The following is a 25,561-nucleotide window of genomic DNA, read 5'->3' on the forward strand; positions in this document are numbered from 1 at the left end:
AACGCCCTCACCCTATAAGGGTGGGGCTAGAAATACGAAGCCTGCCTTCGCAGGCTATCAAACTTTTAGCCTGCGAAGGCAGGCTTTGTTGGTATAGCAATACCCTTGAGGGTATTGCGTCAAAATTGGGATGCTCCCCTTTAACCTGCCCCCTGCCCCTTTTCCTCTTGTTGACCAGAATAAACTGGGGCGATCGCACTTAATGCCAACTCTGGATGATCGCCTTGTAATTGTTGACAATTCCACTCGTTGCGGAATAGCAATACTGGGCGTCCCATGCTGTCTTTAACGGTAGTGGTATTAAAAATACGTCCCACCTTATTCAAAGCTTCCCAGCCACCTTCTACCCAACGAGCGACGCTATAGGGCAGCAAATCGAGGATGGTTTCCACCCCATACTCATTTTGTAAGCGAAATTGTACGACTTCAAACTGCAATTGACCGACAGCCGCTAAAATAGGGTCGCGTTTAGCTTCATCGGTGGAGTACATAATTTGTACTGCACCTTCTTCTCGCAATTCGGAAATGCCTTTTTGAAATTGCTTAAATTTAGAAGGGTTAGGATTTCTCAGGGTAGCAAACAATTCTGGGGAGAAGTAGGGAATGCCTTCATATTCCAACTTTTGCCCGGTGTAAATTGTATCCCCAATCGCAAATACACCAGGATTATTTAAACCAATTACATCCCCAGGATAAGCTTCATCAATGGATTCTCGTTCTTGGGCAAATAATTTTTGCGGGCGGGACAGGCGAACTACTTTACCAGTACGGGCGTGAGTTACCGTCATATCCTTTTCAAACCGACCAGTACAGACGCGAATAAACGCCACGCGATCGCGGTGTTTCGGGTCCATGTTAGCTTGGAGTTTGAAGACAAAGCCAGAAAACTCTGGGTAGGTAGGGGGAACTTCACCGACGCTGCTATTGTGGCTACCGGGTTTGAGAGCGTATTCCAAGAAGGAATTTAAGAATAGCTCCACCCCGAAGTTAGTCATAGCACTACCAAAGAACACTGGCGTCATTTTGCCTTGATGTACCAAATCTAAATCAAGTTCTGGGCCGACACCTTCTAACAGTTCTAAGTCGTTTTTCAGTTGGTAGTAAAGATCCTGTTCTAGGAGTTCTTCAATTCTCGCATCGCCTAAATCGACTATGGTATCTCTAGCTTCGCGGCTACCGTGGGCGCTACGCTCAAACAAGTGAATTTGTTGTTTATCGCGGTCAAATACACCTTTAAAGCGATCGCCCATCCCAATCGGCCAATTTACCGCATAGGTCTGTAATCCTAATTCTTGCTCGATTTCGTCCAATAATTCTAAAGGTTCTCGCCCCGGACGGTCGAGTTTATTCACAAAGGTAAAAATCGGAATACCGCGTAACTTACAAACTTCAAATAACTTGCGGGTTTGCGGTTCCAAACCTTTCGCCACATCAATCAGCATCACCGCATTATCGGCGGCGGCGAGGGTGCGATAGGTATCTTCACTAAAATCTTGGTGTCCGGGGGTATCTAATAAATTTACCTGACAGTTACGATAGGCAAATTGCAGTACTGTAGATGTAATGGAAATACCCCGTTGCTGTTCCATTGCCATCCAGTCAGAGGTAGCTTTACGCTGCGCCCGTCGCGCCTTCACCGCCCCAGCCTCATGAATTGCTCCTCCGTATAACAGTAACTTTTCTGTCAGCGTCGTTTTCCCTGCGTCTGGGTGAGAAATAATTGCAAAGTTGCGGCGAAGTTCAACTGCTTGTTGCAAATCTACCTGTAGTTCAGTTGACATATTTGTATTTATCTGCTTCCTGTGAACTTAATGTAATTTTTCTTTAACTTGGTAAGTCTTTTAATCTTAGAACAAGGACGCACGCGATCGGGTCGATTGGGGAGGCAAGGGAGACAAGGGAGACAAGGGGGACAAGGGGGACAAGGGGGACAAGGGGGACAAGGGGGACAAGGGAGACAAGGGGGACAAGGGAGACAAAAAATATTATCCAATGCCCAATGCCCAATGCCCAATGCCCATCACCTAAAGAATCTATTAACTTACAGTTAAATGTAGAGGTTTATGGAAGAATATATGGCAGCATTGCTTTAGCTACACTTTGGATTTATAACTCCCCTAACAGTTATCAGGGATCTACTTAACCAAAGGCTGACTATTTGGCTCATTTTTGTGGTAATTAGCCCTAGTAAGTACTTCAAAGATACAAAATTGATTGCTTGAAGTCTTGACTACAAACTGGATCGCTAAATGAACCATACCATTATTACGTTTTGTTTCAGAATCTTTTAACGTCAATAGTGGTAATTATAAGTGATTAATTTTCGTTTGGTAATTGACAATTGTTTGCTTATCTGTAAGGCAAATAATTCTTATTTCTCCCTCTTCTTCATTCCTTAGTCATTAATATTGACAAATAACAATTGTACAGACAAGGGTTCATCGCGTCTCTGACCAATGACTAATGACCAACGACAAGTTCATGGCAGATATTTGAGGGGATTTGTAATCTTTTTTTTGTAGCTTGTCTAACAGATGTCTGCCACGCTGTACAATACGAAATTGCCCCACAGCTTCATCAACAGTAGGGCAAAGGACAGTTAAGCACTGCTCGTAGTCTGTCCTAGCTGAGTAAGGTTTTTCCTTGCTTTTGTGACGCTTTATTTTGTGTCCATTTGCGTTGTAATTCTTCATAAAACTTTATGTTTCCAACTCACCGCCCCCGCCGTCTGCGTACCCATCCCCAACTGCGCCGGATGGTACGAGAAAACAGTTTATCGACAAGTGATTTAATTTACCCCTTATTTGCAGTACCTGGTGAGGGAATTGCCAATGAAGTTAAATCAATGCCTGGAGTTTATCAACTTTCGGTAGATAAAATTGTCGAAGAGGCGAAGGAAGTTTATGACTTAGGAATTCCAGCGATCATTTTGTTTGGTATTCCTGCTGATAAAGATGTAGATGCTACTGGTGCTTGGCATGATTGCGGGATTGTACAAAAAGCAGCTACTGCGGTGAAGGAAGCAGTACCCGATTTAATTGTGATTGCTGATACTTGTCTGTGTGAATATACTAGTCACGGTCATTGCGGCTACTTAGAAGTAGGCGATTTAACAGGCAGAGTATTAAACGATCCAACTTTAGAATTACTCAAGAAAACAGCAGTTTCTCAAGCGAAAGCTGGCGCGGATATTATTGCACCTTCGGGAATGATGGACGGTTTTGTGCAAGCTATTCGTGCTGGTTTAGATGAAGCTGGTTTCCAAGATACGCCGATTTTATCTTATGCGGCTAAATATGCCTCAGCTTATTATGGCCCATTTAGAGATGCGGCGGAATCAACACCACAATTTGGCGATCGCAGAACTTACCAAATGGATCCAGGTAACGCCCGCGAAGCGATTAAAGAAATTGAATTGGATATCGCTGAAGGCGCTGATATGTTGATGGTGAAGCCAGCTTTAGCCTACATGGATGTCATTTGGCGGGTGAAAGAAGCCAGCAACCTACCAGTAGCGGCTTATAACGTTTCTGGCGAATATTCTATGGTGAAAGCTGCTGCCCTCAACGGCTGGGTTGACGAACAGCGCATAGTCATGGAAACTTTAACCGGCTTTAAACGTGCTGGCGCAGATTTAATTTTGACTTACCACGCCAAAGACGCAGCCCGTTGGTTAGAGTCTAGCAGGTAAATTAAAGAGAGCGATCGCTCTTTTGTTAACTAATCTCACGCATAGGTATCAAGGTGCTAATTAGATTGAGTATCTTGGTATCTCAGCGTGAGATTATTGTGGGAATTTCGCAAAGTTTTTGTTGAAGAATAAACTTAAATTCTTGGTCAAACCTGCGTCAGGCGGAAAAAACTAAAAAAGCCCCATTTACTATACAGCTTGAGGGGCTAGTAAAACTTTTACTGGCATCACTGAACTACCGCACTTCCATAAGCGATTCCAGATGCATTAAGCAATAAATCTCAACAATTAAAATGTTTAGGTGATGACTGGAGATCGGTTAATAGAAATTAACTGACTGAAATCCTTACCCACAGAACATTTCTCACTACTAGAATATTTACGGAGATGAGCAATCGCGGACATGAAAACAAGTCAAATATATCCGCGATAGTACATAAATATGGGGTGGTTTCGTTTGCCAGATTCGCGGGCGATCGCTTATAAAAGAATATAGTTAATAAAATTTCCGTAATCGACATTTAATGTCAGCCGATTTAATAAATACAATCTAAGTTTTTCTAGGGAGCATGAGATATGGATATGCAAGTCCTGAGAGAACGCGCTGGCCTTAGCCGTGCAGAGGTTGCCTTCAGGCTTGCAATCAGTGAAACTAGTGTGCGCAACTGGGAAGCTGGGCGTACTGAACCGACAATGACACCGAAAAAATATTTAGATGCGTTGCGTCTATTTAAATGCACGCCAGAAGAGTTAGCAGCAGCTAGCGAAAAATCAATTAACCAACGCCATAAACGCAAACCAGGTAGACCAAAACGCTTCCCAGAAGTTGTCACGCAAGTAGCTGATTCGCCAGTTTGTACTTAGGGGCTAGGGGCTAGGGGCTAGGGGCTAGGGGTTAGAAGGGACAAGGGAGACAAGGGAGACAAGGGAGACAAGGAAGATAATTGTACAGACGCGATTCATCGCGTCTCTGAACAAATGCCCAATGCCCACTCGCCCTGAGCGAAGTCGTTCGCGTAGCGTCTCGCAGAGAAGGGATGCCCAATGCCCAATTACAAATGACTTTTTCAACTAGTGCGATCGCTGACGGTATTTGCCACGGCGGCGCGATAAGATTCTATAGCAACAGTTGTATTTAAGATTTAAATGGCAGAGACTCTTTTCTTTAACGCCCTCCGTGAAGCCATTGATGAAGAAATGGCGCGTGATTCTAGTGTATTTGTGCTAGGTGAAGACGTAGGACATTATGGCGGTTCCTACAAGGTTACCAAAGACCTGTATAAAAAGTATGGCGATTTGAGAGTTCTCGATACCCCCATCGCCGAAAATAGTTTTACAGGCTTGGCTGTGGGTGCAGCGATGACTGGCTTAAGACCAATCATCGAAGGTATGAATATGGGTTTCTTGCTGTTGGCATTTAACCAAATCTCCAACAACGCGGGAATGCTGCGTTATACTTCCGGCGGTAACTTTAAAATCCCGATGGTGATTCGCGGCCCTGGTGGTGTAGGTAGACAGCTAGGTGCAGAACATTCCCAACGCTTAGAAACTTACTTCCAAGCGGTTCCTGGGTTAAAAATTGTCGCTTGCTCTACACCTTACAATGCTAAAGGTTTATTGAAAGCGGCAATCCGCGATGACAACCCCGTATTGTTCTTTGAACATGTTTTACTTTACAACTTAAAAGAAGACCTGCCAGAAGAAGAATATGTATTACCTTTAGATAAAGCAGAAGTTGTGCGTCGCGGTAAAGATGTCACAATTCTTACATATTCACGGATGCGTCATCACGTGATGCAAGCTGTGAAAACTTTAGAAAAACAAGGTTACGACCCCGAAGTCATTGATTTAATATCACTGAAACCTTTAGATTTTGATACCATCGGTGCTTCGATTCGCAAAACTCATCGCGTCATTGTTGTGGAAGAAGCTATGCGTACAGCAGGTATTGGCGCAGAAGTTATCGCTTCCATTAATGACCGCTTATTTGATGAGTTAGATGCGCCTGTATTGCGTCTTTCATCTCAAGATATTCCCACACCATATAACGGCAACCTCGAGCGTCTGACAATTGTTCAACCAGAACAAATCGTAGAAGCCGTACAAAAAATGGTGGCTATGCGCGTTTAATAATCAAGGCAGAGGGCAGGAGGCAGATGGCAGAAGGAATGAAGTTAATCAGCATTCAATTTGCATCATCCCTAGCCTCAGAAAGATGCAGGGATGAAATTGGACAGATTATTTAGTCTCCTCTGTTTTGTGCGATCGCCAATGGGAAATTTGCTGGCTCTAATTCAGATGTGAGGTGAAATTTCCACGTGAACCAAACCTTCTGCCCTCTGCCCTCTGCCATCTGCCTTCTTTTACAATAAAAGTTACCACTCTTAACCAATAACTCATAACGATGGAAAAGAACGCTATTATAGCGTTTGTCAGTTGCGAGTGATGGTTATGGTATGCAAAAACAGCGATCGCTATTAGCGTTAATTGTCGTTTTGATTATTGCTGCTATTGCAGTGATTCTCACAATTCCCATTCCCTTAGGATTGGATTTGCGCGGTGGTTCACAGTTAACAATTCAGGTGAAACCAACAGCAGAAATTAAGCAAATCACCGAAAACGAATTAGAAGGTGTGAAGAAAGTTGTCGAAGGCCGGATTAACGGACTCGGCGTTTCTGAACCGGTAATTCAAACTGTGGGTACAGATAAAATCCTGGTGCAACTTCCAGGGGTAAACGATCCAGAACAAGCTGAAAGAATTCTTGGCGGTACAGCAGAATTAGAATTTCGTAAACAAAAACCGAGTACAGAACCTCAACTATTTGCTTTTAGAGCTTCGCGATTTGAATTGAAGAAAAAGCAAGACGAATTGAGAAATAGCAACGATGCAGCAGCGATCGCTAAAAATCAAGAAGAGTTGCAGAAAAATAATCAAGCGATCGCGGAATTATTTGAAAGTACCAATCCGCCCCTCATTGGTAAATATCTAGAAAATGCCTACGGTGAACCCACCCAACAAGGTAATAACTGGAATGTGGCCATTCGCTTTAAACCCAAAGGTGGCGAACTGTTTGCCGAACTGACAAAAAACCTCGCCGGTACTGGACGGGCGATTGGCATTTTTCTCGATAATGAATTAATCAGTTCTCCTAGCGTCGGCCCAGAATTTGCAGCTACCGGGATTACTGGTGGTTCAGCTGTAATTACAGGTACTTTTACCCCCCAAGAAGCCAATGATTTAGGCGTACAGCTACGCGGTGGTGCATTACCTGTTCCCGTAGAAATTGCCGAAATCCGCACAGTTGGCGCTACCTTAGGTAAAGACAGTATTCAAAGCAGTATCTATGCGGGGATTGGCGGTCTAATTTTAGTCTTAATCTTTATGGTGGTCTATTACCGCCTACCCGGTTTAATTGCCAATTTCGCCTTGATTATCTACGCTTTGTTAACCTGGGCTAGCTTTGCTTTGTTGGGTATCACCCTGACTTTACCAGGGATTGCCGGATTTATTCTGAGTATTGGCATGGCAGTGGATGCCAATGTACTAATTTTTGAACGCACAAGAGAAGAATTGCAAGCAGGTAAAAGCTTGTATCGTTCTGTAGAATCTGGCTTTTATCGCGCCTTTTCTAGTATTCTCGATGGTAACGTCACCACAGTGATTGCCTGTGCCGCACTATTCTGGTTAGGATCTGGCTTGGTCAAAGGTTTTGCCGTCACCTTGGCTTTAGGGGTAGCCATGAGTATGTTTAGTGCCATTACTTGTAGCCGCACCTTCATGTTTGTCGCTATTTCCATTTCCTCACTACGTAAACCAGAATTATACTGTCCGAACCTGCCAACATCGAACAAGGCAGAGGTAGCGCAATGAAACTAAGTATTAACAAATCGCGATCGCTTTGGTGGGTTATTTCGTCTGCCGTTATCCTCGCTGGTATCGCCGCAATGGTGATTTCTTGGCAAAATCCCAACATTAAAGCACCCCTGCGTCCCAGTTTAGATTTTGTCGGTGGTACAAGATTGCTCCTAGAACGGGACTGCAATAAACCTGGTAACTGCGATCAGCCAATTGATATTAATGTCGTCCGAGATGTAGCTAAAGACAAAGGACTGGGTGATAGCAGTATCCAAATTGTTGCTGACAGAGAAACTAAAGCCGAAAATGGCATCTTAATCCGGACAAAAACCTTAGATCTCAAACAGCGTACTCAGCTGCAAACTGCTTTAAGCGAAAAAATCGGTGCTTTTGACGAAACAAAAAACCAAATTGACACCGTAGGGCCATCTTTAGGACGAGAGTTGTTTACATCCGGCATTATCGCCCTGATTGTGTCCTTTGTGGGCATCATTCTTTACTTAACAGTCCGCTTTCAGTTGGACTATGCTGTATTTGCCATTGTGGCGCTATTTCATGATGTTTTAATTACAGCCGGGATTTTTTCGATATTTGGTTTAACACTAGGTACAGAAGTAGACAGCTTGTTTATTGTCGCCCTGTTAACAATTACAGGATTTTCCGTCAACGATACCGTAGTAATTTACGATCGCATTCGTGAAACCCTGAAAATTAATCCCAACCGTCCCATAGCTGAGATTGTGGATGATGCGGTTAACCAAACCTTAGGCCGATCCATCAACACAACCTTAACAACCATGCTGCCTTTATTGGCTATCTTGTTTTTTGGGGGAGAAACCCTGAAAAACTTTGCTTTAGCTCTACTAATTGGCTTTATTGCGGGGGCTTATTCGAGTATTTTTATCGCTAGTACTTTGCTAACTCTCTGGCGAGAACGTACTGGTAAATCTAGTGCAGGAGCTAGTCCTGAGATGCTCGATACCTCTGCTGGTTCCCAAGATACTTAAACTTGCCGCTATTTCCTAGTTGGGTAAATTTGCGATAGATTGGATGATTTGCGATTGGTGGCATATCTTAAACAACAGTATCCCCAATCAAAAATCGCAAATCCGCAATTCCCATTAATAGCACTCATATTCTGCCTTCTTCAGCTCTATGGATCAATCGGAACAACCGTCACTTAATGGCAATAACTTGCACAATCCTGACCCAACTTTTGCCCAACAAGTGCAAAGGCTACATCAGCTGACAGTCTACGGTCGATGGTTGTTTGTCGGTTGCTTGTGGCTAACCATCGCGCCTATTTGCTTGTGGAACCTCAAAGCAGAAATTGCTCTATGGCGACAATACTTTACTTGGGTAGCAGTGCGATATGGACTTGTATACCATCCACTGTCTACCTTTGGTTTAGCCTTGTGTATTGGAATGACAACTTCTGTTTTAATTTGGCAAAGTCGCAATATTTTGATGGGACTACCAGCCAAGGAAAAGCAACAATTAGAAAAGCAAGTATTTCGCATCCGCCAGCAAGGTTCTAGTCATCCTCTGTGGAAGTGGGTATGTCAGCCAGTAAAAGAAATTAAAGATAATTAGAGTAAATATGAATACATTTTTTAGAGCAATACAGTTCAGTTAGCCTTGAAAACCTTAAACTGTGTAGGTTGGGTTGAGGAACGAAACCCAACATTTCCGAGCTTTTGTTGGGTTTCACTTCGTTCAACCCAACCTACGATTATCCTTAACTGAACCGTATTGCCCTATAACCAGAGCCAAAATAAGCGCTGCATATTTAGCAAAATCTGTAAAAATAAGGTTGAAGGTAGTAAAAATACTGCTCTGGGTGTTGTCAATGAACTATTCTCAAATTCAATTTAGCGATCGCAAATCTGAAATTGATCTTCACCAACTACAACAGCTATTTAATCTCTCGGCTTTTTGGGCGAGAGAACGGAGTATAGAAGATTTGAGTATAGCTATAGCCAATAGCGAACCTGTAATTTCTCTGTGGGATGAGCAAAGGCTCGTGGGCTTTGCGCGAGCAACTTCCGATGTTATCTATCGCGCGACAATTTGGGATGTGGTGATTCATCCAGAATATCGCGGTCGGGGATTGGGTAGCAAATTAGTGGAAACAGTCCTCAGCCATCCCCGCGTGAGGTCGGTTGAGCGTGTATATTTGATGACAACTCATCAACAAGAATTTTATGAAAAGATTGGCTTTGAATGTAACAAAACCACGACTATGGTATTACACAACCAATCTGAGTTTAATTCTCTAACGACGGGAGAAATTCAACTTCAGCGATCGCGAGGGGTATAGATAGTTGTAATCTGGTAAATTCTGCGGTTTCTAACTCAGTGCTAGGAGGAACAATTTCTAATTTTCCTCCCATCGCTTCTAATAGTGTTTGATTGAGTAACAACTTCATCCCTGGTGACAAACTCGGCTGATTTTGCATTAATACAGATTTGTCTTCTGTATCAATAAACTCTATGGATTTAATGAAATCAATAGATTCACTTCCCGGTAGCGCGTGAACTGGGACATCTAACCAAATGTATGCAATATTACCCGCAGTTGCAGTAGTCAGAGAAATACTTCCTTCTTCCATCTGCGCGATCGCTGTATCTATTAAAGTTACCAATATTTGCCGCAACCAACGCGGATCGGCTAAAACATAAGTTTCTGGATCGGGTGGGGAAATTTGCAAGGGATAATTGCGATTCGCCGCCAGCATGTGAGTTAATTTATCAACCTCTTGCAAAATCTCCGCTAATGACAGAGGTTGAATATCTAACTTATTAGTGCCATGCTCTACCCTAGCAACATTGAGAATTTCATCAATCAGCTTGAGTAGCTTTAATGCTCGTTCGTGAGCTTGCGCCACAAATTCCCGCTCTTCTTCGGGATTTTCACACAAATCCGACAAAATTAACTGATGTAAACCAATTAAACCATTCAGAGGCGATCGCAATTCATGGGTAGTTCGTGCTAAAAAACCCGCTTTAAACTGGCTCATCTCCTTAGCCATTGCGTATGCTAGCTGAGTTTCTTGTAAGCTTTGGCGCAATTGTGTTAAAGATTCCGGCGCTATTTCTGGTTTCTGGGTAGTCTCAATTACAGTATCATCCACAGACTTTGATTCTGTAGTTGCTACCAGGGATGAGCTAGTTATACCCTGGCTAGAACGTCCCCAGAACCAACGAAAACTCAATCCTAAAGCTAGTCCCAATCCTAAATATACCCAGTTACTCCAATTCATAGTATTCGGCAATTATATAATTAGATTCTTTGACCAAAAATAGTCAAAATTAAGTTCCTAATTCTTAGTCTCAGACCTAGATATTGACAATGCAGCAATTTTATTATTCCCTGAAGCGTTCTTTAAATTCTATTTACTTACTGCAATAGCAGATTCCGACTGAAAAAAGCAGGGGAGCAGGGAGCAGGGAGCAAGGGGGATTAATGAATTTTTCATCTGTTCTGCTGTACGCAGTTCACGATCGCTATTTAGTAGATTATTGGCAGATTATAAGTTAAATAAGTACCTACGCATAATTATTTAGACATTTTTTCAATACAGATAAAATCGCTGTATTCCTTCCCTGTTCCCTGTTCCCTTGCCTAAATGTATAATTTATTTTGCACGACTACTTATTTAACTTGATATTGCCTTGGCGTAAAATTTGCCAATTATTTCCTGTCCATTTAGCGACAGTTGAAGGTACACCCCCTGTAGATGTATCTTGGGAAACTTCTGTGACGCTCAAAGTCAAAGCTTGGGAGAATTGAGACTCAATTTCCGCCATAGTTTGTAAAGGCGGTTGACCAGAAAGATTGGCGCTAGTGGTAGCTAAAGGGCCTGTTTGGGATAAAATGCGTTGAGCGATCGCGCTATCTGGTACTCTAATTCCAATTGTCGTTGGATCGGTAGGATTCATCACCTTTGGCACTAAATCAGAAGCGGGTAAAACTAAAGTCAGTCCACCCGGCCAATATTTATTTGTAATTTCCTGCCAGATTTTATACTCATCTGTTTGACCTTGCACATAAGGCCATAAATCTTCAGCTTTCGCACCCATTAAAATCAACGGTTTATCCTGACTGCGTTGTTTAGCCGCAAAAATTAATTCTGCCTTTTCTGGTAAAGATGCTAGTGCTGGTACAGTATCCGTAGGAAAACTCACCAATAACCCAGCGCGTGCGCCATCTATTAGTTCTGCGAAGGAAACTTGCGTCATATTGCTAGTATTGGCTGTGTAAAACTTAATATCTGATTTTTAAAATACATGTAGGGTGCGCATTACTCAGCAAAACCTAAATCTAAATATCTAATTGTTGTCATTGCAAATTACAAATTAGTCCTACTTGCGCTTTTTTGCTGATGAATTAGCAACTCTTGACTCAATGGTAAATTCTGGGATTTCTGCCAATTCTACATCACTCAAGCTATACTGCTCGCATACCAGACTCAAGCGATAACCGGGGGTTTGCACAGCGTTAACAGAATGGGTTAAATCGCCTTGAAAGTAGAGTAAAGTATTCATTTGCGGTTTAATTTGCCCAAGTTGGCGTTTTTGCGATCGCAATACCAATTCTCCCCCTTGCATATTCTCTGGTACGCGCACGTACAGAACGCTGACAAATAATGGCGGCTCAATAGTTTTACAATAGGAACGCAAAGAGCGATCGATGTGCGGATCGACACGAGAACCTTCCTTGAGCAACAAAGGATTGAGGTAAAAAGCGTTACAGTTCTCTTTCAGCGCCAAATCCATATAAGGCTTAAAGTAGGGAAATTTTTGTTCTACTTTGGCTATATGTGATTTTTGAAACACTACAGAAAATCCCTTCGTCCCCACAAAATCGCGGTTGAGATTGTTAACCGCAAAATAAGGACAAGCGTGGATTTCTCCCCATAAGTCGTTGAGATAATTGCTGGGGAAAGCATTGGGTTGTAATTGATAGTGTTTCACTGTGACGCGAATAACTCTGTTGAATCGGGAAGAACGATGACCAAGAAATCAATTATGCCATTGCTGTGTATGCAGGGAAAGCATTCGTAGTCAGGACTTTATTCTTCACTACATCGCCTAAATTCATAATTTCTCTCGTAAATTAAGTTTGTGAATTGTATTTTAACTTTTGCGACTATTATTTTAGCTTTTGCGATTCGCAAACTAACTTTCTGACTCAGAAACTAACTTTCTGACTCGCAAACTAACACTTACGATTCGCAAACTAACTTTCTGACTCGCAAACTAACTTTCTGAATCGTATTTTAACTTCACGGATTATATAAAGACTAAAAAAAGAAAATAACCACAACAATAGCTATATTTATTTTGTTTAAAATTGGATACGCTCTCAGATTGCTGTTATCATTCATTAGCTTTAAACATCGTCCATTTTGAAACCTGGAGTAGTGCGGGCAGGGTTCGACTGAGCGCTCACACCGAAGTCTTGCCCGCTAAGAAGCGCAGGGAGCAAGATGCTCCCACTACTTTTAAAACTATGGTTCTCAAAATAAATGTGGTTTAATACTCAATTTTTGGGTGTGGCGTTTAACGCAAAATCTGATCGATCGTGCGATTTGCTTGAGAAGCGTAACCACCGCCAAATAAATTGAAGTGATTCAGGATGTGATACAGGTTATAAAGCGCCTTTCTTTGCTCGTAACCGACATCTAAAGGAAAGACTTCGTTATAACCTTGATAAAATGCGGCGGGGAAACCACCAAATAATTCTGTCATAGCGATATCAACTTCGCGATCGCCAAAATAAGTCGCCGGATCAAATATCACTGGTTCGCCAGACACCGTACACCCCGCATTCCCACCCCATAAATCGCCATGTACCAAAGAAGGTTCTACATCACGATCCGCTAATAATTCCGGGATAGCTGCTAATAACTTCTCTTCCTTAGGAAAACTCCCTCCGCGTCGCCTAGCTAACTGAAATTGATAACCTAAGCGATGTTTTGCATAAAATTCTGCCCAATCTGCCGTCCAATTATTAATTTGGGGCGTGGAACCAATAGTATTGTTAATTTTCCAACCAAAACCTTGACTACTAGTCGCTTTATGCATTTGCGCTAGCTTTCGCCCCATTTCTTGAGAAGATTTGGTGTTATTACCCCCCATCTCTAACCATTCCAACACAATGTAGCCAGAATTCCCCACAGTTCCCCAGCACAAAGGTTGAGGAACGCGAATACTAGCCGTATTCAGCATTTCCGCCAACCCCAGCGCCTCAGCTTCAAACATCGCCACCTGGGATGCTTGATTGAGTTTGACAAAATAGGTACGTTCATTATCAGAGACAGCATAGCCTTGGTTAATGCACCCACCACTCACCGAGCGCCTTTGCTGACTCTGAAATTTTTCCCCCGTCACCCGGCTAATATGGGCATCAATATCTGTCCACATTGTGTTTATTTGCTTTGCTAGAGACGCGATGAACCCTTGTCTGTACAAGAGTCATTTGCTAGAGACGCGATGAACCCTTGTCTGTACAATTATCCCCCTTCCATGCCCAATGCCCAATGCCCCATGCCCAATGCCCTATTCTGGTTTAATTACAACTACACCATAAGCATCGGGAGAAAGATATTTTTGAGCGGCTTGCATTAAGTCGCTGGCTTCTTGGGCTTGGATATTGGCGGGGTAGTTGAAGGCTGGTTCTAAATCTCCCAGCATGGACTGATAATAACCATACAACCCAGCGCGATCGCTTGGGGTTTCATTGCCAAAAATAAATCGGTTGGCGACTCGGCGGCGTACTCGCGCAATTTCTGAGGATTTTACCAATTCTGTTTGTAACATGCGGATATGTTGCGCGATCGCCTCTTCTACTGCGGCGACATTTTCCACTGGGCACTTAGCAGAAATATAAAATGTCCCTTGTAGCTGATTGCTCATATTGCTCACAGCAATCGAAGAAACTAAATTTCTTTCTTCCCGCAAATCATGTACCAGTCTGGATGTACGCCCATGGCCTAAAATTCCCGCTAATACATCCAGGGCGTAGGTTTCCTCAATATATTTCAACCCCGGAACTCGCCACACTATCACCAGTCGCGCTTGTTGAAGACTTTCATCCACAAATTCTTGGCGCACAACTTCTGTAAACGCTGGTTCGGGATGGATTACCGATTCTACCCACAATTGGGCATTTTTGCTGGTAATCGTTTCATTAATACCTTGAGCCACAATATCAATTAATTCTTCCGTCGGCAAATTCCCCACAGCCACAGCCGTAATCGATGGGGGTTGATACAAACTCCCGTGAAAATCGCGCATTTGCTGCGGTTTAAGTTGAGAAATCACCGATTCCGGCCCCAATACCGGACGACGATAAGGTAAGCGTTCAAAAGCCATTTCCATCGCCCGCCGAAAAGTCCGCCGTTGGGGATTATCTTCAGAACGGCGAATTTCTTCCAACACTACCAAGCGTTCCCGTTCAAAAGCATCATCCTCAATACTAGGATTAAACACCACATCCATTTGTAGCGGCGCAAGTTCGGCAAAATCCTTGGGAGCAGTAGTTATATAGTAATGAGTATAATCTTGGCTAGTAGCGGCATTAGTTACCGCACCTCTTTCTTCAATGCGACGTTCAAATTCGCCACTAGCTAGGCGTTTTGTGCCCTTAAAAATCATGTGCTCTAAAAAATGAGCCATGCCGTTAATAGTATCCGATTCTACCGCCGAGCCTACGTTAATCCACAAGCTGAGGTTTACAGCATCAATCGGCATTTGCTCCGCGACTATGGTTAAGCCGTTCGGTAACTGGTGCAGTTTTGGAGCATTGAGACGAGGAAATTTTATCAGGGTTGAGGTCATTGGTAGTAGTGAGTGGTGAGGTGAAAAACGGCCTTACTTCTTTAATCTTATCTATGACTGGTAAGTACTAGTGGGAAAATGGGTATGGGGCATTGGGCATTGGGCATGGGAAAGAGATATTTTCATATTTGGTTGTAAAATTTTTTCGTGATTGACTAACTTGAAAATGGGCATGGGGCATTGGGCATTGGGCATGGGAAAGACAAATTTTCATGCTTGGTTGTGCCAAAACCTGGCGTGAATGGCTAACTTGAAAATAAGCGTTGACTGTTGACTGGGAAGAGATATTTTTATGTTTGGTTGTGAGATTTTCTCGTGATTAGCTGTCTTGAAAATAGTTGTAAGAGATAAGGAGGACAAGAAACTTTAGATTTACGATGCGTGAATTTCAATCTCAAATCCAAAATTGTTTCAATGCCCCATGCCCAATGCCCAATGCCCAATGCCCCATGCCCCTTGCATTAACACAAGCATTGATGAAAAAATTGATCCGCGAGTAGCTTCGCTGTTGCCAAGGGAAGTAAGAGGATATCCGTGAAAGTTTTAGTTGTTGGAAATGGGGGGCGCGAACACGCTCTGGCTTGGAAACTGCTGCAATCTAACCAAGTTGAGCAAGTTTTTTGTGTACCGGGTAATGGCGGTACGGCAAGTATGGCAAATTGCCAAAATATACCTCTGGCGGTAGATGATTTTCCGGGCATTGGTAATTATTGTCATCATAATGGGATAAATCTTGTCGTAGTGGGGCCGGAAGTACCCTTAGCGAAAGGAATTACAGATTTTCTTCATAATCAAGGATTAAAGGTATTCGGACCTACTAGAGCCGGGGCACAAATTGAAGCAAGTAAGGCTTGGTCGAAGGCTTTAATGCAAGAAGCTGGTATTCCTACAGCGAAAGCCGCCGTATTTACCGAAGCCGCAGCTGCTAAATCTTATGTCACCGCCCAGGGCGCACCAATTGTAGTTAAAGCTGATGGCTTGGCGGCTGGTAAAGGCGTCACAGTGGCGGAAACTGTAGAACAGGCTCACAGTGCCATTGAGGCGATATTTCAAGGACAATTTGGCAGTGCTGGGGAATTTGTTGTTATTGAAGAATGTTTAATTGGGCAAGAAGTTTCGGTGTTAGCCTTAACTGATGGCTTAACAATTCGCCCCTTATTACCCGCCCAGGATCATAAACGTATAGGCGAAGGCGATACAGGCGATAATACCGGGGGAATGGGAGCTTACGCCCCTGCGCCCATTGCCACACCAGAGATTATGGCGCGGGTGCAAACTGAAGTTTTAGAAAGAGCGATCGCGACTTTAAAAGCTAAAGGTATAGATTACCGGGGTGTACTCTACGCCGGCTTAATGATTGCTCCCAACGGCGACTTTAAGGTGTTGGAATTTAACTGTCGCTTTGGCGATCCGGAAACTCAAGTCATCCTCCCCCTGCTAGAAACCCCCTTAGAAGAGTTAATTTTAGCCTGTGTAGAACAGCGTTTAGCCCAAACACCAATCGCTTGGAAACCCGGAGCAGCAGCCACCGTTGTTGCTGCTGCTGGCGGTTATCCTGGAGAGTATGAAAAAGGATATGTAATTACGGGAATTACTCAAGCCACCGCCACCGGAGTCACCGTATTTCATGCAGGGACAACATTAAACCAGCAACAAGAAATTGTCACCAATGGCGGGCGCGTATTAAACGTCACTGGTACAGGCGCAAATTTTGCAGAAGCGATCGCCCAAGCCTACAAAGGTTTAGAATCAATTCACTTTACAGGCATATATTACCGTAGGGACATTGGGCATAGAGTGAAGGATTAGGGCATTGGGCATGGGGCATTGGGCATGGGTATTATTAATACTCCCTTGTTCTCCTTGTCCCCCTTGTCCTCCTTGTCCTCCTTGTCCCCCTGCCCCCCGCCCCCCTGCCTCCTCCTTGACTCTTGCTTAACTTCTTCACATATTTGTTGAATTAACTGTTAATTTTTTAGTTGTTGGGGTTTAAAACAAGAACTACTAACAACTTATATTTAAAATGCTGGCTCTTTTGAAAACAATCCGAGAAACGATCGCAAATTGGTGGTCAGATTTCACCCTCCAGACTAAGCTATTGGCTGCGGCTACATTAGTAGTGTCTTTAGCCATGAGTGGATTAACCTTCTGGGCGGTGAATACGATTCAGCAGGATGCACAAGTAAATGATACCCGCTTCGGTCGTGACCTTGGACTGCTGCTAGCTGCCAATGTGACGCCGTTAATTGCTGAAGATAAACGCCAAGAAGTTGCCCAATTTTCCCAACGCTTCTACAGCAGCACCTCAAGCGTGCGTTATATGCTCTACGCTGATGAAACTGGGGAAATCTATTATGGGATTCCTTTTTGGGAAACCGAGGTAGAAACCTCTTTAACCATTGAACGGCGTATCGAACTACCAGAGGATTACGCTAAAGAAAGCGATAAGCCAATGGTACGCCAACACATGACTCCCGATGGTTCGGTGACTGATGTGTTTGTCCCCCTAATTGCCGATCGCAAATATTTGGGTGTCTTAGCAATTGGCATTAATCCTAACCAAACTGCTGTTATCTCTACCAATTTTACCCGCGATGTCACCATTGCCGTATTTATTACTATCTGGGTCATGGTAATTTTGGCAGGGGTGGTAAATGCGCTCACCATTACCAAGCCAATTAAAGAACTGTTAGTAGGTGTCAAGCAAATCGCCGCCGGGAACTTTAAGCAGCGAATTGACTTACCACTAGGCGGCGAACTAGGAGAGTTAATTCTCAGCTTTAATGATATGGCAAAGCGATTAGAAAGCTATGAAGAACAGAATATTGAAGAACTCACAGCCGAAAAAGCCAAGCTAGAAACTCTCGTTTCCACCATTGCCGACGGTGCGGTGTTGATTGACAATAACATGCAGGTAATCTTAGTCAATCCCACAGCCAAGCGAATTTTTGCTTGGGAAAGTGATGAAGTAGTCGGTTGTAATGTGCTACATCACTTACCGCCAGCCGTGCAAATGGAAATTAGTCGTACTTTGTATGAAATGGCTGCTGGTGAATCGGAAAGTGCGGAATTTCGCATCGCTTTAAATCAACCTACCCAACGTACTATCCGCATTCTGTTAACCACAGTTTTGGATTTACAACGGGAAAGTGTCAAAGGTATCGCCATTACCGTCCAAGATATTACCAGGGAAGTTGAACTCAACGAAGCCAAAAGCCAATTTATCAGCAACGTATCTCACGAACTGCGCACGCCTTTGTTCAATATCAAATCTTTTATCGAAACTTTGCACGACTACGGCGAAGACTTGAGTACAGAACAACGCCAAGAGTTTCTCCAAACAGTTAACCATGAAACCGATCGCCTGACACGCCTAGTCAACGATGTTTTAGATTTATCGAAACTGGAATCTGGGCGGACTTACAATTTTGATGGTGTAGATTTAAGTCAAGCAATTGAACAAACCCTGCGGACTTACCAACTCAATGCTAAAGATAAAGGTATTGAATTAATTCAAGAAGTCAGCGTACCTGTACCTTTAGTTTTGGGTAACTACGATTTGTTACTGCAAGTATTAGCTAATTTAGTCGGTAACGCTCTTAAATTTACCCCCGCCGGTGGTAAAGTTGCGATCCGCGCCTATCAATTAAATCCTAAATCCGCAGAGCAAAAATCATCGCCACCAGTGCGCGTAGAAATATCTGATACTGGTATTGGCATTGCCAGCGAAGATCAACAAGCAATTTTCGATCGCTTCTTTCGCGTAGAAAATCGCGTGCATACCCTAGAAGGTACGGGTTTAGGGTTATCAATTGTCCGCAATATTATGGAACGCCATCATAGTAAAGTTAATTTGGTGAGTGAAGTAGGAATTGGCACAACTTTTTGGTTTGATTTGTCCGTATTTGAGTAAGATAAAAAATCACCAATGCATAAAGATAAACCTGGATTGATAACAGCATTTTATCTACAAATGTAGCGGCACAACAATGTTTTTGCTTCTATCTATATAGCAGATTTCATTTGAGTGAGGCATGTCTGTAGGGGCACGCACTGCCGTGCCCCTAAGCATCGTGATATGATAATGTCACTAAAATGCTGATTCGCTTACTTAATCAAGATAGTTGACAGAATATTAAAACTTTATTAGTATACATTGGTATTTTAGCAAAAATAGTTTATTCATCTGTTTTTAAGTGGATAAATGCCAAATTTAAGGTATTACTTAGTAAACAAACAATTAATCAAGAGTCAATTATGTCGGCAGCTTTAATTACAGGTGCATCTTCAGGAATAGGTGCTGTTTTTGCTCAAGAACTAGCTAAACAAAATAAAAATTTAGTTTTGGTGGCTCGTTCTGAAGAAAAACTACAGCAAATTGCTGCAACATTACAAGCACAATATCCCATCTCAATTCAAATTATTAAACAAGATTTAACTGAAGCTGATGCAGTTAATCAAATATTTTCTAAATTAGAATCACAACAAATAAATATAGATTTTTTAGTTAACAATGCTGGGTTTGGGGAATATGGAGCATTCACTCAAACCCAATGGGAACGTAACCAAAAAATGATTCAATTAAATATCTTGGCTTTAGTAGAGTTGACTTACAAGTTTCTCCCAAGCATGATCCGTAATAATTATGGAAGAATAATTAATGTTGCTTCTATAGCTGCTTTTCAACCTATGCCCTATGTATCTGTGTATGGGGCGACAAAAGCATTTGTACTGAGTTTTACGGAAGCACTCTGGGCGGAAAATCAAAATACAGGCGTGAACATTCTCGCTTTATGCCCTGGTTCCACAAAAACTGAATTTTTTCAGGAAGCTGGCTGGGGACAATACTCTACAAATAGTTCAGCATATCAAAATGCTGATGAACCATTGACTGTAGTAAAAATAGCCCTGAAAGCTATTGAACAAGGAAATTCGTATTCAGTACCTGGTAACTTTGTCAATCAGATTATCGTTAATATACCGAGATTGTTACCCAGAAAAATGACGGCTAAATTTGTAGAACAATCGTTTCGCCCTAACTAGTAAGCTGTTAAGCATTTAATATGCACATTGAGGGCGCAAGGGAAAAGGTTTGCAGCTTTTCCCAGCATAAACAATGATGGAATTTAAATAACTATTAGCTTACCGCTACGCAGACTCACTTATCTGTGGCAATACCCTGGAGTTAAGGATACATTGCAGTTTGGGCTGTGGAAATTGTGGATAAATAATTGCTAATTGATTTTTTGGATAGTTTCATAATTTGCTTTCTGTGGAAAACTTGTGGAAAAACCCTATAAGTTTTCCACAAGGTAAATATACTTATATGAATTTTTTACGAAAAACTATCAAGTTTTCCCCAAAATTTTCCCCAAATAATCATTTTTTTCCACAGGCGAATAAATTTTTAATATATTTTTATACTGGGCTTAATATTTTTCGCAAACTGATGGCTGATAAAGCTGATGATTCATAGTCAAGGCTGTGGAAAACTTTGAGTCACCATCAAGTTGCTGGCGAGGATCGGCTATTCATATTGATACGATCGCTTAATTGACGCAGGGTATTTGCTAAAGTGCGATCGCTATCTCGCAATTGGGTAATCTTATCACAGCTGTAAATCACCGTTGTATGGTCTTTCCCGCCGAACTCTTCACCAATTCTCGGTAAACTCAAATCGGTATGTTGACGCATCAGATACATCCCGATTTGTCGCGCCCAGCTAATCTCTCGCCGGCGAGAATTACTTTTGAGGTCTTCAATGGAAACTTGATAAAAATCTGCGATCGCCTTTAAAATCAATTCTGGAGTCGCTGCTACATGCTGGTTGGGAGTTTCTAACAGTGGGGCGAGACTAGCAACAGACATCGGTAAACCACAATAAGAAATATAAGCGATCGCCTTCGTTAAGGCTCCTTCCAATTCGCGAATATTAGAAGTGTAGTTAGCAGCAATATATTCAATCACATCTAAAGACAGCTGAATTTTTTTATCCTCAGCTTTCTTTTGCAGAATCGCCATCCGCGTTTCTAAATCAGGCGGTTGAATATCAGCAATTAACCCCATCGAAAACCGCGAACATAATCTAGCTTGCAAACTAGGGATTTGGTTTGGCGGACGGTCGGAAGCAATTACCACTTGCTTACCAGCTTCATGTAAAGTATTAAAAGTATGAAAAAATTCTTCTTGAGTGTACTCTTTACCTTCCAAAAACTGAATATCATCAACTAACAACACATCAGCAGCTCGATAATGCTGGCGGAAACTTTGCATACTATCCTGGCGGATAGCTGTAATTAAATCATTAGTAAACTGCTCAGTAGAAACATAAAAGACTTTAGAATCTGGACAAATTTCTCGCCGATAATGTCCAATCGCCCGCATCAAGTGAGTTTTACCTAAACCGACACCGCCACATAAAAATAATGGGTTAAACTCTCTTCCTGGCGATTCCGCTACAGCCAAAGACGCCGCATGAGCCATGCGATTGTTAGCACCAACAACAAATTTAGAAAATACATAATCTAGATTTAATTCATTAGTGCTTTGTTGATTGGGTGCAATTGTCTGTTTGACATCACTTTGGGCTGGTAATTTCCCATTAACTTGTGACTCATGGAATTGTCCAACCTCATCACCTTTAGCCACTGTAATGTAAATTTCTACAGGATGACCTACAATATCATGCACAACATCAGCAATAGTATTGATGTAATATTTCTGTAACCAATTGCGAGCTAAAGGATCGGGAGTGCATACCACCAAGCAATTATTCTCTAATCGTTCTGCAGTTGCAGTTTTAATCCAAGTTTCAAAGGTGGGACGGGATAATTCTTTTTGCAATCGCTCTAGTACCTGACTCCACAAATTTTCTAAGAGAATTTCCATTTTTTACCACCTTTGCAGCTAATAGTCACAATAGAAGTTATAAGCCAGCACCAAGTTAGTATTCATAAACCCTAGCCCTGGAAGCAGCTTTTAAGTTGTAATCATTTTGGGACATACCCGGTAGGCAATATCCTACCACCCACCGACTAACACGGAGACGCAACGACACATGAAGATAAACACCTGGATTTGTGCAGCCCAAAGTACTGTTACTCAAGGTTTACTCCAGCAACAGGGTAAAACCAATGTGATGTCGCTGCTATTGAAGATAAGTTTTTTAATATACCTTGGTGGCTGCTCTTTGCTACCGGGAAAAACTCTGGAAAGACAACAAAATAATTCAACTCAGTCTCCGGTAGTCTCCCAAAACCCCATTGTTCCCGCACCAATTTTTTCTTCCTCTAATGGCGATCCTAATTTTGTGGTGGGAGTGGTACAAAAGGTAGGTGGGGCTGTGGTGCGGATTGATTCTTCCAGAACCGTATCTTCCCAGTCAGAAGAATTTGAAGATCCATTTTTTCGGCGATTTTTTGGCGATACTGTACCATCACAGCCTAGACAACGGGTAGAACGGGGTAGCGGTTCTGGGTTTATTATTAACTCCACTGGGCAAATTTTGACTAATTCCCACGTAGTAGACGGCGCTGATGATGTCACCGTCACCCTCAAAGATGGTCGCACTTTTAACGGTAAGGTGCTGGGTGAAGATCCAGTTACCGATGTCGCCGTGATTAAAATAGATGCTAATAATTTACCAACGTTAGGAATCGGCAACTCCGATGCTTTGCAACCAGGAGAAGCTGTGATTGCTATTGGTAATCCTTTAGGTTTAAACAATACTGTAACATCTGGCATTATTAGCGCCACAGGACGTTCTAGCAGCGATATTGGTGCTAGCGACAAGCGCGTAGATTATATTCAAACTGATGCAGCAATTAACCCCGGTAACTCTGGGGGGCCATTATTAAATGTGAGGGGTCAAGTAATTGGGATGAATACAGCGATTATTCGCGGTGCGCAAGGCTTGGGCTTTGCAATTCCCATCAACACCGCCCAAAGAATCGCCCAAGAATTAATTGCTAACGGTAAAGTCGATCATCCTTATTTAGGGGTGCAAATGGTGACACTGACGCCAGAATTGAAAGAAAGAATTAACAATGAATTAGGCGATCGCATTACCTTAACAACCAACGACGGCGTATTATTAGTCAATATTGTACCTCGTTCTCCCGCCGCCATTGCTGGTTTAAAAAGCGGCGATGTCATTCGCAGTATTAATAATCAACCTGTTACCAAAATCGAAGACGTACAAAAACTAGTAGAAAATAGCAAAATCGGCGAGCCTTTACAAATGCAGGTAGAACGCAATGGACAAACTACTCAAGTAGCCGTTAAACCTGCGCCTTTACCCGTGCGGCGTGAAAGTTAGGGGTTAGGGGAATACAAGAGAGAATAAGTATTAGCGCCTGGGCATAAGTCAGCAGGCGCATTAATTATATTTTTGCCAGTATTTAGCTTAATTAGCAGGTTTATCAATCGTGGAGTTAATACAAGATTTGTATACTTGATTTACAACTTGTATACTTGATTCACGAATTAGAAAACTTGATTTACAACTTGTGTACTTGATTTACGAATTAGAAAACTTGATTTACAACTTGTATACTTGATTCACAAGTCGCAAAACTTGATTTACAACTTGTATACTTGATTCACAAGTCGCAAAACTTAATTTTGGCTTTGCAACATAACCAAATCACATGATTAGGACTTACGCAGTGTCAGATATTTTTCATGCTTTTTGTCAATGGTCAATAGTCCATAGTCCAAAAACCTAAATTTTGACCATTGACTTTTGACTTTTGACCACCCTTGTGAGGGTTTTTGTGTTCAGTGCGTAAGTCCTAATGATGTTGGCGACACATCAATATATTCTAGAGGGCACAGCAGTGCCGTTATCCCATTCTTTTTTTCAATTGGTATCAGATCAAATGTAGTGCGATCGCTATTTTATCTGCAAAACTGCATCCCCTAGTCTAACTAATGACAGTTCATATCTGTCTGTAATATAATTGTAGTATTTCAGCTAATATCTAAATTTTGCTTGGTTTTGGGGTTTAACAAACTCCAGCCAAGCTATGGAATACTACATAAAAATACGGACATTTTCCCCGAACCATGACACCAGCAGACCTCAAAGCCTACCTCGATAACCTGTTGAGTAAAAATATCTCTCTCAGTACGATGATTTGGGGCCCGCCGGGAATTGGTAAATCTAGCATCGTTGCCCAACTAGCGCGCAAACATCAAATTGATTTTGTCGATGTGCGCCTGTCTCAACTTGCGCCTACCGACTTACGCGGTTTACCTGTAGCTGAAGACGGTACTTCTAAATGGTATCCCCCAGAATTTTTACCCCGTGAAGGTAAGGGTATTCTCTTCCTCGATGAATTAAACATGGCTCCCCCAGCCATGCAAGGTGTAGCCCAGCAGTTAATTCTTGACCGTCGCGTCGGCTCATACGTAGTACCCGAAGGTTGGTTTGTCTGGGCAGCTGGGAACCGTAAAGAAGACCGTGCAGCAGTCTTTGATATGCCTTCGCCCCTAGCCAACCGCTTTTTACACCTACAAGTAGAAACTGATTTTGATAGTTTTAAAGCATACGCTTTATCTACGGGAGTTCACGAGCAAATTATCGCCTTTCTCTCCTTCCGTCCCAGCTTATTACATAAACTCGACCCGCAACAGCCATCATGGCCTTCGCCCCGTTCTTGGGTGATGGCGAGTCAATTACACGCCACCGGATTAGATATTACCCCCGCCGTTGGAGTAGGAACCACCGCAGAATTCAATGCGTTTATTAAGCTGTATCAAAACTTACCAGATTTAACTGAGATTCTCTTGGGTAAAGGCGAGCGAATTAAATTTCCCACAGAACCATCAGTTCGCTATGCAGTAACCATAGGTTTAGCCATTAACGCTCAATCTGCAAACCAAGCACATAACGCCTTCAATTGGATATCCCAAACAGCCGCAATGGAATGGGTACAGTTATTTGCCACAGATTTATTTCGCAGTATGCGCAGTAAAAAGCAAATTGGCGCATTAGCCCAGCTAGTGCAAAAAGACCCAAAACTTCAGAAATTTATGCAGGAATTTCAGGAATTGATGGGAGTTTAAGAGGAAAAGGGGCAGGGAGCAGGGAGCAGGGGAGACAAGGAGGACAAGGGGGACAAGGAGGACAAGGAAGAAAAATTTCCCATGCCCAATGCCCAATGCC

Annotated in this window: 21 protein-coding genes; 13 read left to right on the forward strand and 8 right to left on the reverse strand. The window is 42.6% G+C overall.

The window, feature by feature from the left end; all coding sequences use genetic code 11:
• Positions 1-140 precede the first annotated feature (140 nt).
• Positions 141-1,781, reverse strand: a complete 1,641-nt coding sequence (gene prfC / locus H6G08_RS31140; protein WP_190550239.1) for a peptide chain release factor 3 — start codon at positions 1,779-1,781, stop codon at positions 141-143.
• Positions 1,782-1,999: 218 nt separating this feature from the next.
• Here prfC and H6G08_RS31145 point away from each other — a divergent pair, with 218 nt between their 5' ends.
• The 8 genes from H6G08_RS31145 (at position 2,000) to H6G08_RS31180 (ending at position 9,868) form a co-directional block, all read left to right on the forward strand.
• Complete coding sequence (locus tag H6G08_RS31145) at positions 2,000-2,143, forward strand: hypothetical protein (protein WP_190550241.1); 144 nt, start codon at positions 2,000-2,002, stop codon at positions 2,141-2,143.
• Between the two features lie 558 nt (positions 2,144-2,701).
• A complete protein-coding gene (gene hemB, locus H6G08_RS31150; protein ID WP_096646872.1) occupies positions 2,702-3,691 on the forward strand; it encodes a porphobilinogen synthase in 990 nt (329 codons plus the stop codon).
• 576 nt (positions 3,692-4,267) lie between these two features.
• On the forward strand, positions 4,268-4,555 hold the full coding sequence (locus H6G08_RS31155; RefSeq protein ID WP_096646873.1) for a helix-turn-helix domain-containing protein: 288 nt from the start codon (positions 4,268-4,270) through the stop codon (positions 4,553-4,555).
• Between the two features lie 282 nt (positions 4,556-4,837).
• Positions 4,838-5,821: an alpha-ketoacid dehydrogenase subunit beta gene (locus tag H6G08_RS31160; RefSeq protein WP_096646874.1), complete on the forward strand. Its 984-nt coding sequence runs from the start codon at positions 4,838-4,840 to the stop codon at positions 5,819-5,821.
• Between the two features lie 326 nt (positions 5,822-6,147).
• Positions 6,148-7,563 (forward strand): protein translocase subunit SecD, encoded by a 1,416-nt coding sequence (gene secD, locus H6G08_RS31165; protein ID WP_190550284.1) that lies wholly within the window; start codon positions 6,148-6,150, stop codon positions 7,561-7,563.
• Positions 7,560-8,555, forward strand: coding sequence for a protein translocase subunit SecF (gene secF, locus H6G08_RS31170; protein WP_190550243.1), 996 nt, complete (start codon positions 7,560-7,562; stop codon positions 8,553-8,555). Before secD ends, secF begins: the two co-directional genes overlap by 4 nt.
• Positions 8,556-8,703: 148 nt before the next feature.
• Entirely contained in the window at positions 8,704-9,141 is a 438-nt protein-coding gene (locus tag H6G08_RS31175; RefSeq protein ID WP_190550245.1) for a hypothetical protein, read from the forward strand.
• A gap of 256 nt (positions 9,142-9,397) precedes the next feature.
• Positions 9,398-9,868 (forward strand): GNAT family N-acetyltransferase, encoded by a 471-nt coding sequence (locus H6G08_RS31180; RefSeq protein ID WP_190550247.1) that lies wholly within the window; start codon positions 9,398-9,400, stop codon positions 9,866-9,868.
• Here the strand turns inward: H6G08_RS31180 and H6G08_RS31185 are convergent.
• The 6 genes from H6G08_RS31185 to H6G08_RS38395 all read right to left on the reverse strand — a co-directional run bounded on the left by H6G08_RS31185 (position 9,816) and on the right by H6G08_RS38395 (position 15,567).
• The gene (locus H6G08_RS31185; protein ID WP_190550250.1) at positions 9,816-10,811 is read right to left on the reverse strand and encodes a sensor histidine kinase; all 996 of its coding nucleotides are present in this window, start codon (positions 10,809-10,811) and stop codon (positions 9,816-9,818) included. The two genes, H6G08_RS31180 and H6G08_RS31185, sit on opposite strands and share 53 nt — an antisense overlap.
• A 388-nt stretch (positions 10,812-11,199) precedes the next feature.
• Positions 11,200-11,790 (reverse strand): L-threonylcarbamoyladenylate synthase, encoded by a 591-nt coding sequence (locus H6G08_RS31190; protein ID WP_190550252.1) that lies wholly within the window; start codon positions 11,788-11,790, stop codon positions 11,200-11,202.
• Positions 11,791-11,913: 123 nt separating this feature from the next.
• Complete coding sequence (locus H6G08_RS31195; protein WP_190550254.1) at positions 11,914-12,525, reverse strand: 2OG-Fe(II) oxygenase; 612 nt, start codon at positions 12,523-12,525, stop codon at positions 11,914-11,916.
• Positions 12,526-13,113: 588 nt separating this feature from the next.
• Positions 13,114-13,977, reverse strand: coding sequence for a fructosamine kinase family protein (locus tag H6G08_RS31200; protein ID WP_190550256.1), 864 nt, complete (start codon positions 13,975-13,977; stop codon positions 13,114-13,116).
• A 135-nt stretch (positions 13,978-14,112) separates the two neighbouring features.
• Positions 14,113-15,393 carry a M16 family metallopeptidase gene (locus H6G08_RS31205; protein ID WP_190550258.1) on the reverse strand — a complete coding sequence of 427 codons (1,281 nt, stop codon included), beginning with the start codon at positions 15,391-15,393 and terminating at the stop codon, positions 14,113-14,115.
• A gap of 51 nt (positions 15,394-15,444) precedes the next feature.
• A complete protein-coding gene (locus tag H6G08_RS38395) occupies positions 15,445-15,567 on the reverse strand; it encodes a hypothetical protein (protein ID WP_277877870.1) in 123 nt (40 codons plus the stop codon).
• Positions 15,568-15,927: 360 nt separating this feature from the next.
• Here H6G08_RS38395 and purD point away from each other — a divergent pair, with 360 nt between their 5' ends.
• From purD to H6G08_RS31220, 3 genes are all read left to right on the forward strand, one after another.
• The gene (purD, locus tag H6G08_RS31210; protein WP_190550259.1) at positions 15,928-17,202 is read left to right on the forward strand and encodes a phosphoribosylamine--glycine ligase; all 1,275 of its coding nucleotides are present in this window, start codon (positions 15,928-15,930) and stop codon (positions 17,200-17,202) included.
• A 214-nt stretch (positions 17,203-17,416) separates the two neighbouring features.
• On the forward strand, positions 17,417-19,306 hold the full coding sequence (gene nblS, locus H6G08_RS31215; RefSeq protein ID WP_190550261.1) for a two-component system sensor histidine kinase NblS: 1,890 nt from the start codon (positions 17,417-17,419) through the stop codon (positions 19,304-19,306).
• Positions 19,307-19,650: 344 nt separating this feature from the next.
• Complete coding sequence (locus H6G08_RS31220) at positions 19,651-20,436, forward strand: SDR family NAD(P)-dependent oxidoreductase (protein ID WP_190550263.1); 786 nt, start codon at positions 19,651-19,653, stop codon at positions 20,434-20,436.
• Between the two features lie 462 nt (positions 20,437-20,898).
• Here the strand turns inward: H6G08_RS31220 and dnaA are convergent, their stop codons facing one another.
• Positions 20,899-22,281, reverse strand: coding sequence for a chromosomal replication initiator protein DnaA (gene dnaA, locus H6G08_RS31225; RefSeq protein ID WP_190550265.1), 1,383 nt, complete (start codon positions 22,279-22,281; stop codon positions 20,899-20,901).
• A 250-nt stretch (positions 22,282-22,531) separates the two neighbouring features.
• Here dnaA and H6G08_RS31230 point away from each other — a divergent pair, with 250 nt between their 5' ends.
• The gene (locus H6G08_RS31230) at positions 22,532-23,710 is read left to right on the forward strand and encodes an HhoA/HhoB/HtrA family serine endopeptidase (protein ID WP_190550286.1); all 1,179 of its coding nucleotides are present in this window, start codon (positions 22,532-22,534) and stop codon (positions 23,708-23,710) included.
• Between the two features lie 749 nt (positions 23,711-24,459).
• A complete protein-coding gene (locus H6G08_RS31235; RefSeq protein WP_096646888.1) occupies positions 24,460-25,461 on the forward strand; it encodes an ATP-binding protein in 1,002 nt (333 codons plus the stop codon).
• The last annotated feature ends 100 nt before the right edge of the window (positions 25,462-25,561 follow it).

The organism is Calothrix anomala FACHB-343 (assembly GCF_014696435.1).
Taxonomy (GTDB): domain Bacteria; phylum Cyanobacteriota; class Cyanobacteriia; order Cyanobacteriales; family Nostocaceae; genus Aulosira; species Aulosira anomala_A.

Excerpts from the sequence above, each read along its gene's own strand:
- prfC (WP_190550239.1), bottom strand. The coding sequence starts at position 1,781 with ATGTCAACTGAACTACAGGTAGATTTGCAACAAGCAGTTGAACTTCGC.
- H6G08_RS31145 (WP_190550241.1), top strand. The coding sequence starts at position 2,000 with ATGCCCAATGCCCAATGCCCATCACCTAAAGAATCTATTAACTTACAG.
- hemB (WP_096646872.1), top strand. The coding sequence starts at position 2,702 with ATGTTTCCAACTCACCGCCCCCGCCGTCTGCGTACCCATCCCCAACTG.
- H6G08_RS31155 (WP_096646873.1), top strand. The coding sequence starts at position 4,268 with ATGGATATGCAAGTCCTGAGAGAACGCGCTGGCCTTAGCCGTGCAGAG.
- H6G08_RS31160 (WP_096646874.1), top strand. The coding sequence starts at position 4,838 with ATGGCAGAGACTCTTTTCTTTAACGCCCTCCGTGAAGCCATTGATGAA.
- secD (WP_190550284.1), top strand. The coding sequence starts at position 6,148 with ATGCAAAAACAGCGATCGCTATTAGCGTTAATTGTCGTTTTGATTATT.
- secF (WP_190550243.1), top strand. The coding sequence starts at position 7,560 with ATGAAACTAAGTATTAACAAATCGCGATCGCTTTGGTGGGTTATTTCG.
- H6G08_RS31175 (WP_190550245.1), top strand. The coding sequence starts at position 8,704 with ATGGATCAATCGGAACAACCGTCACTTAATGGCAATAACTTGCACAAT.
- H6G08_RS31180 (WP_190550247.1), top strand. The coding sequence starts at position 9,398 with ATGAACTATTCTCAAATTCAATTTAGCGATCGCAAATCTGAAATTGAT.
- H6G08_RS31185 (WP_190550250.1), bottom strand. The coding sequence starts at position 10,811 with ATGAATTGGAGTAACTGGGTATATTTAGGATTGGGACTAGCTTTAGGA.
- H6G08_RS31190 (WP_190550252.1), bottom strand. The coding sequence starts at position 11,790 with ATGACGCAAGTTTCCTTCGCAGAACTAATAGATGGCGCACGCGCTGGG.
- H6G08_RS31200 (WP_190550256.1), bottom strand. The coding sequence starts at position 13,977 with ATGTGGACAGATATTGATGCCCATATTAGCCGGGTGACGGGGGAAAAA.
- H6G08_RS31205 (WP_190550258.1), bottom strand. The coding sequence starts at position 15,393 with ATGACCTCAACCCTGATAAAATTTCCTCGTCTCAATGCTCCAAAACTG.
- H6G08_RS38395 (WP_277877870.1), bottom strand. The coding sequence starts at position 15,567 with ATGCCCATTTTCAAGTTAGTCAATCACGAAAAAATTTTACAACCAAAT.
- nblS (WP_190550261.1), top strand. The coding sequence starts at position 17,417 with ATGCTGGCTCTTTTGAAAACAATCCGAGAAACGATCGCAAATTGGTGG.
- H6G08_RS31220 (WP_190550263.1), top strand. The coding sequence starts at position 19,651 with ATGTCGGCAGCTTTAATTACAGGTGCATCTTCAGGAATAGGTGCTGTT.
- dnaA (WP_190550265.1), bottom strand. The coding sequence starts at position 22,281 with ATGGAAATTCTCTTAGAAAATTTGTGGAGTCAGGTACTAGAGCGATTG.
- H6G08_RS31230 (WP_190550286.1), top strand. The coding sequence starts at position 22,532 with ATGTCGCTGCTATTGAAGATAAGTTTTTTAATATACCTTGGTGGCTGC.
- H6G08_RS31235 (WP_096646888.1), top strand. The coding sequence starts at position 24,460 with ATGACACCAGCAGACCTCAAAGCCTACCTCGATAACCTGTTGAGTAAA.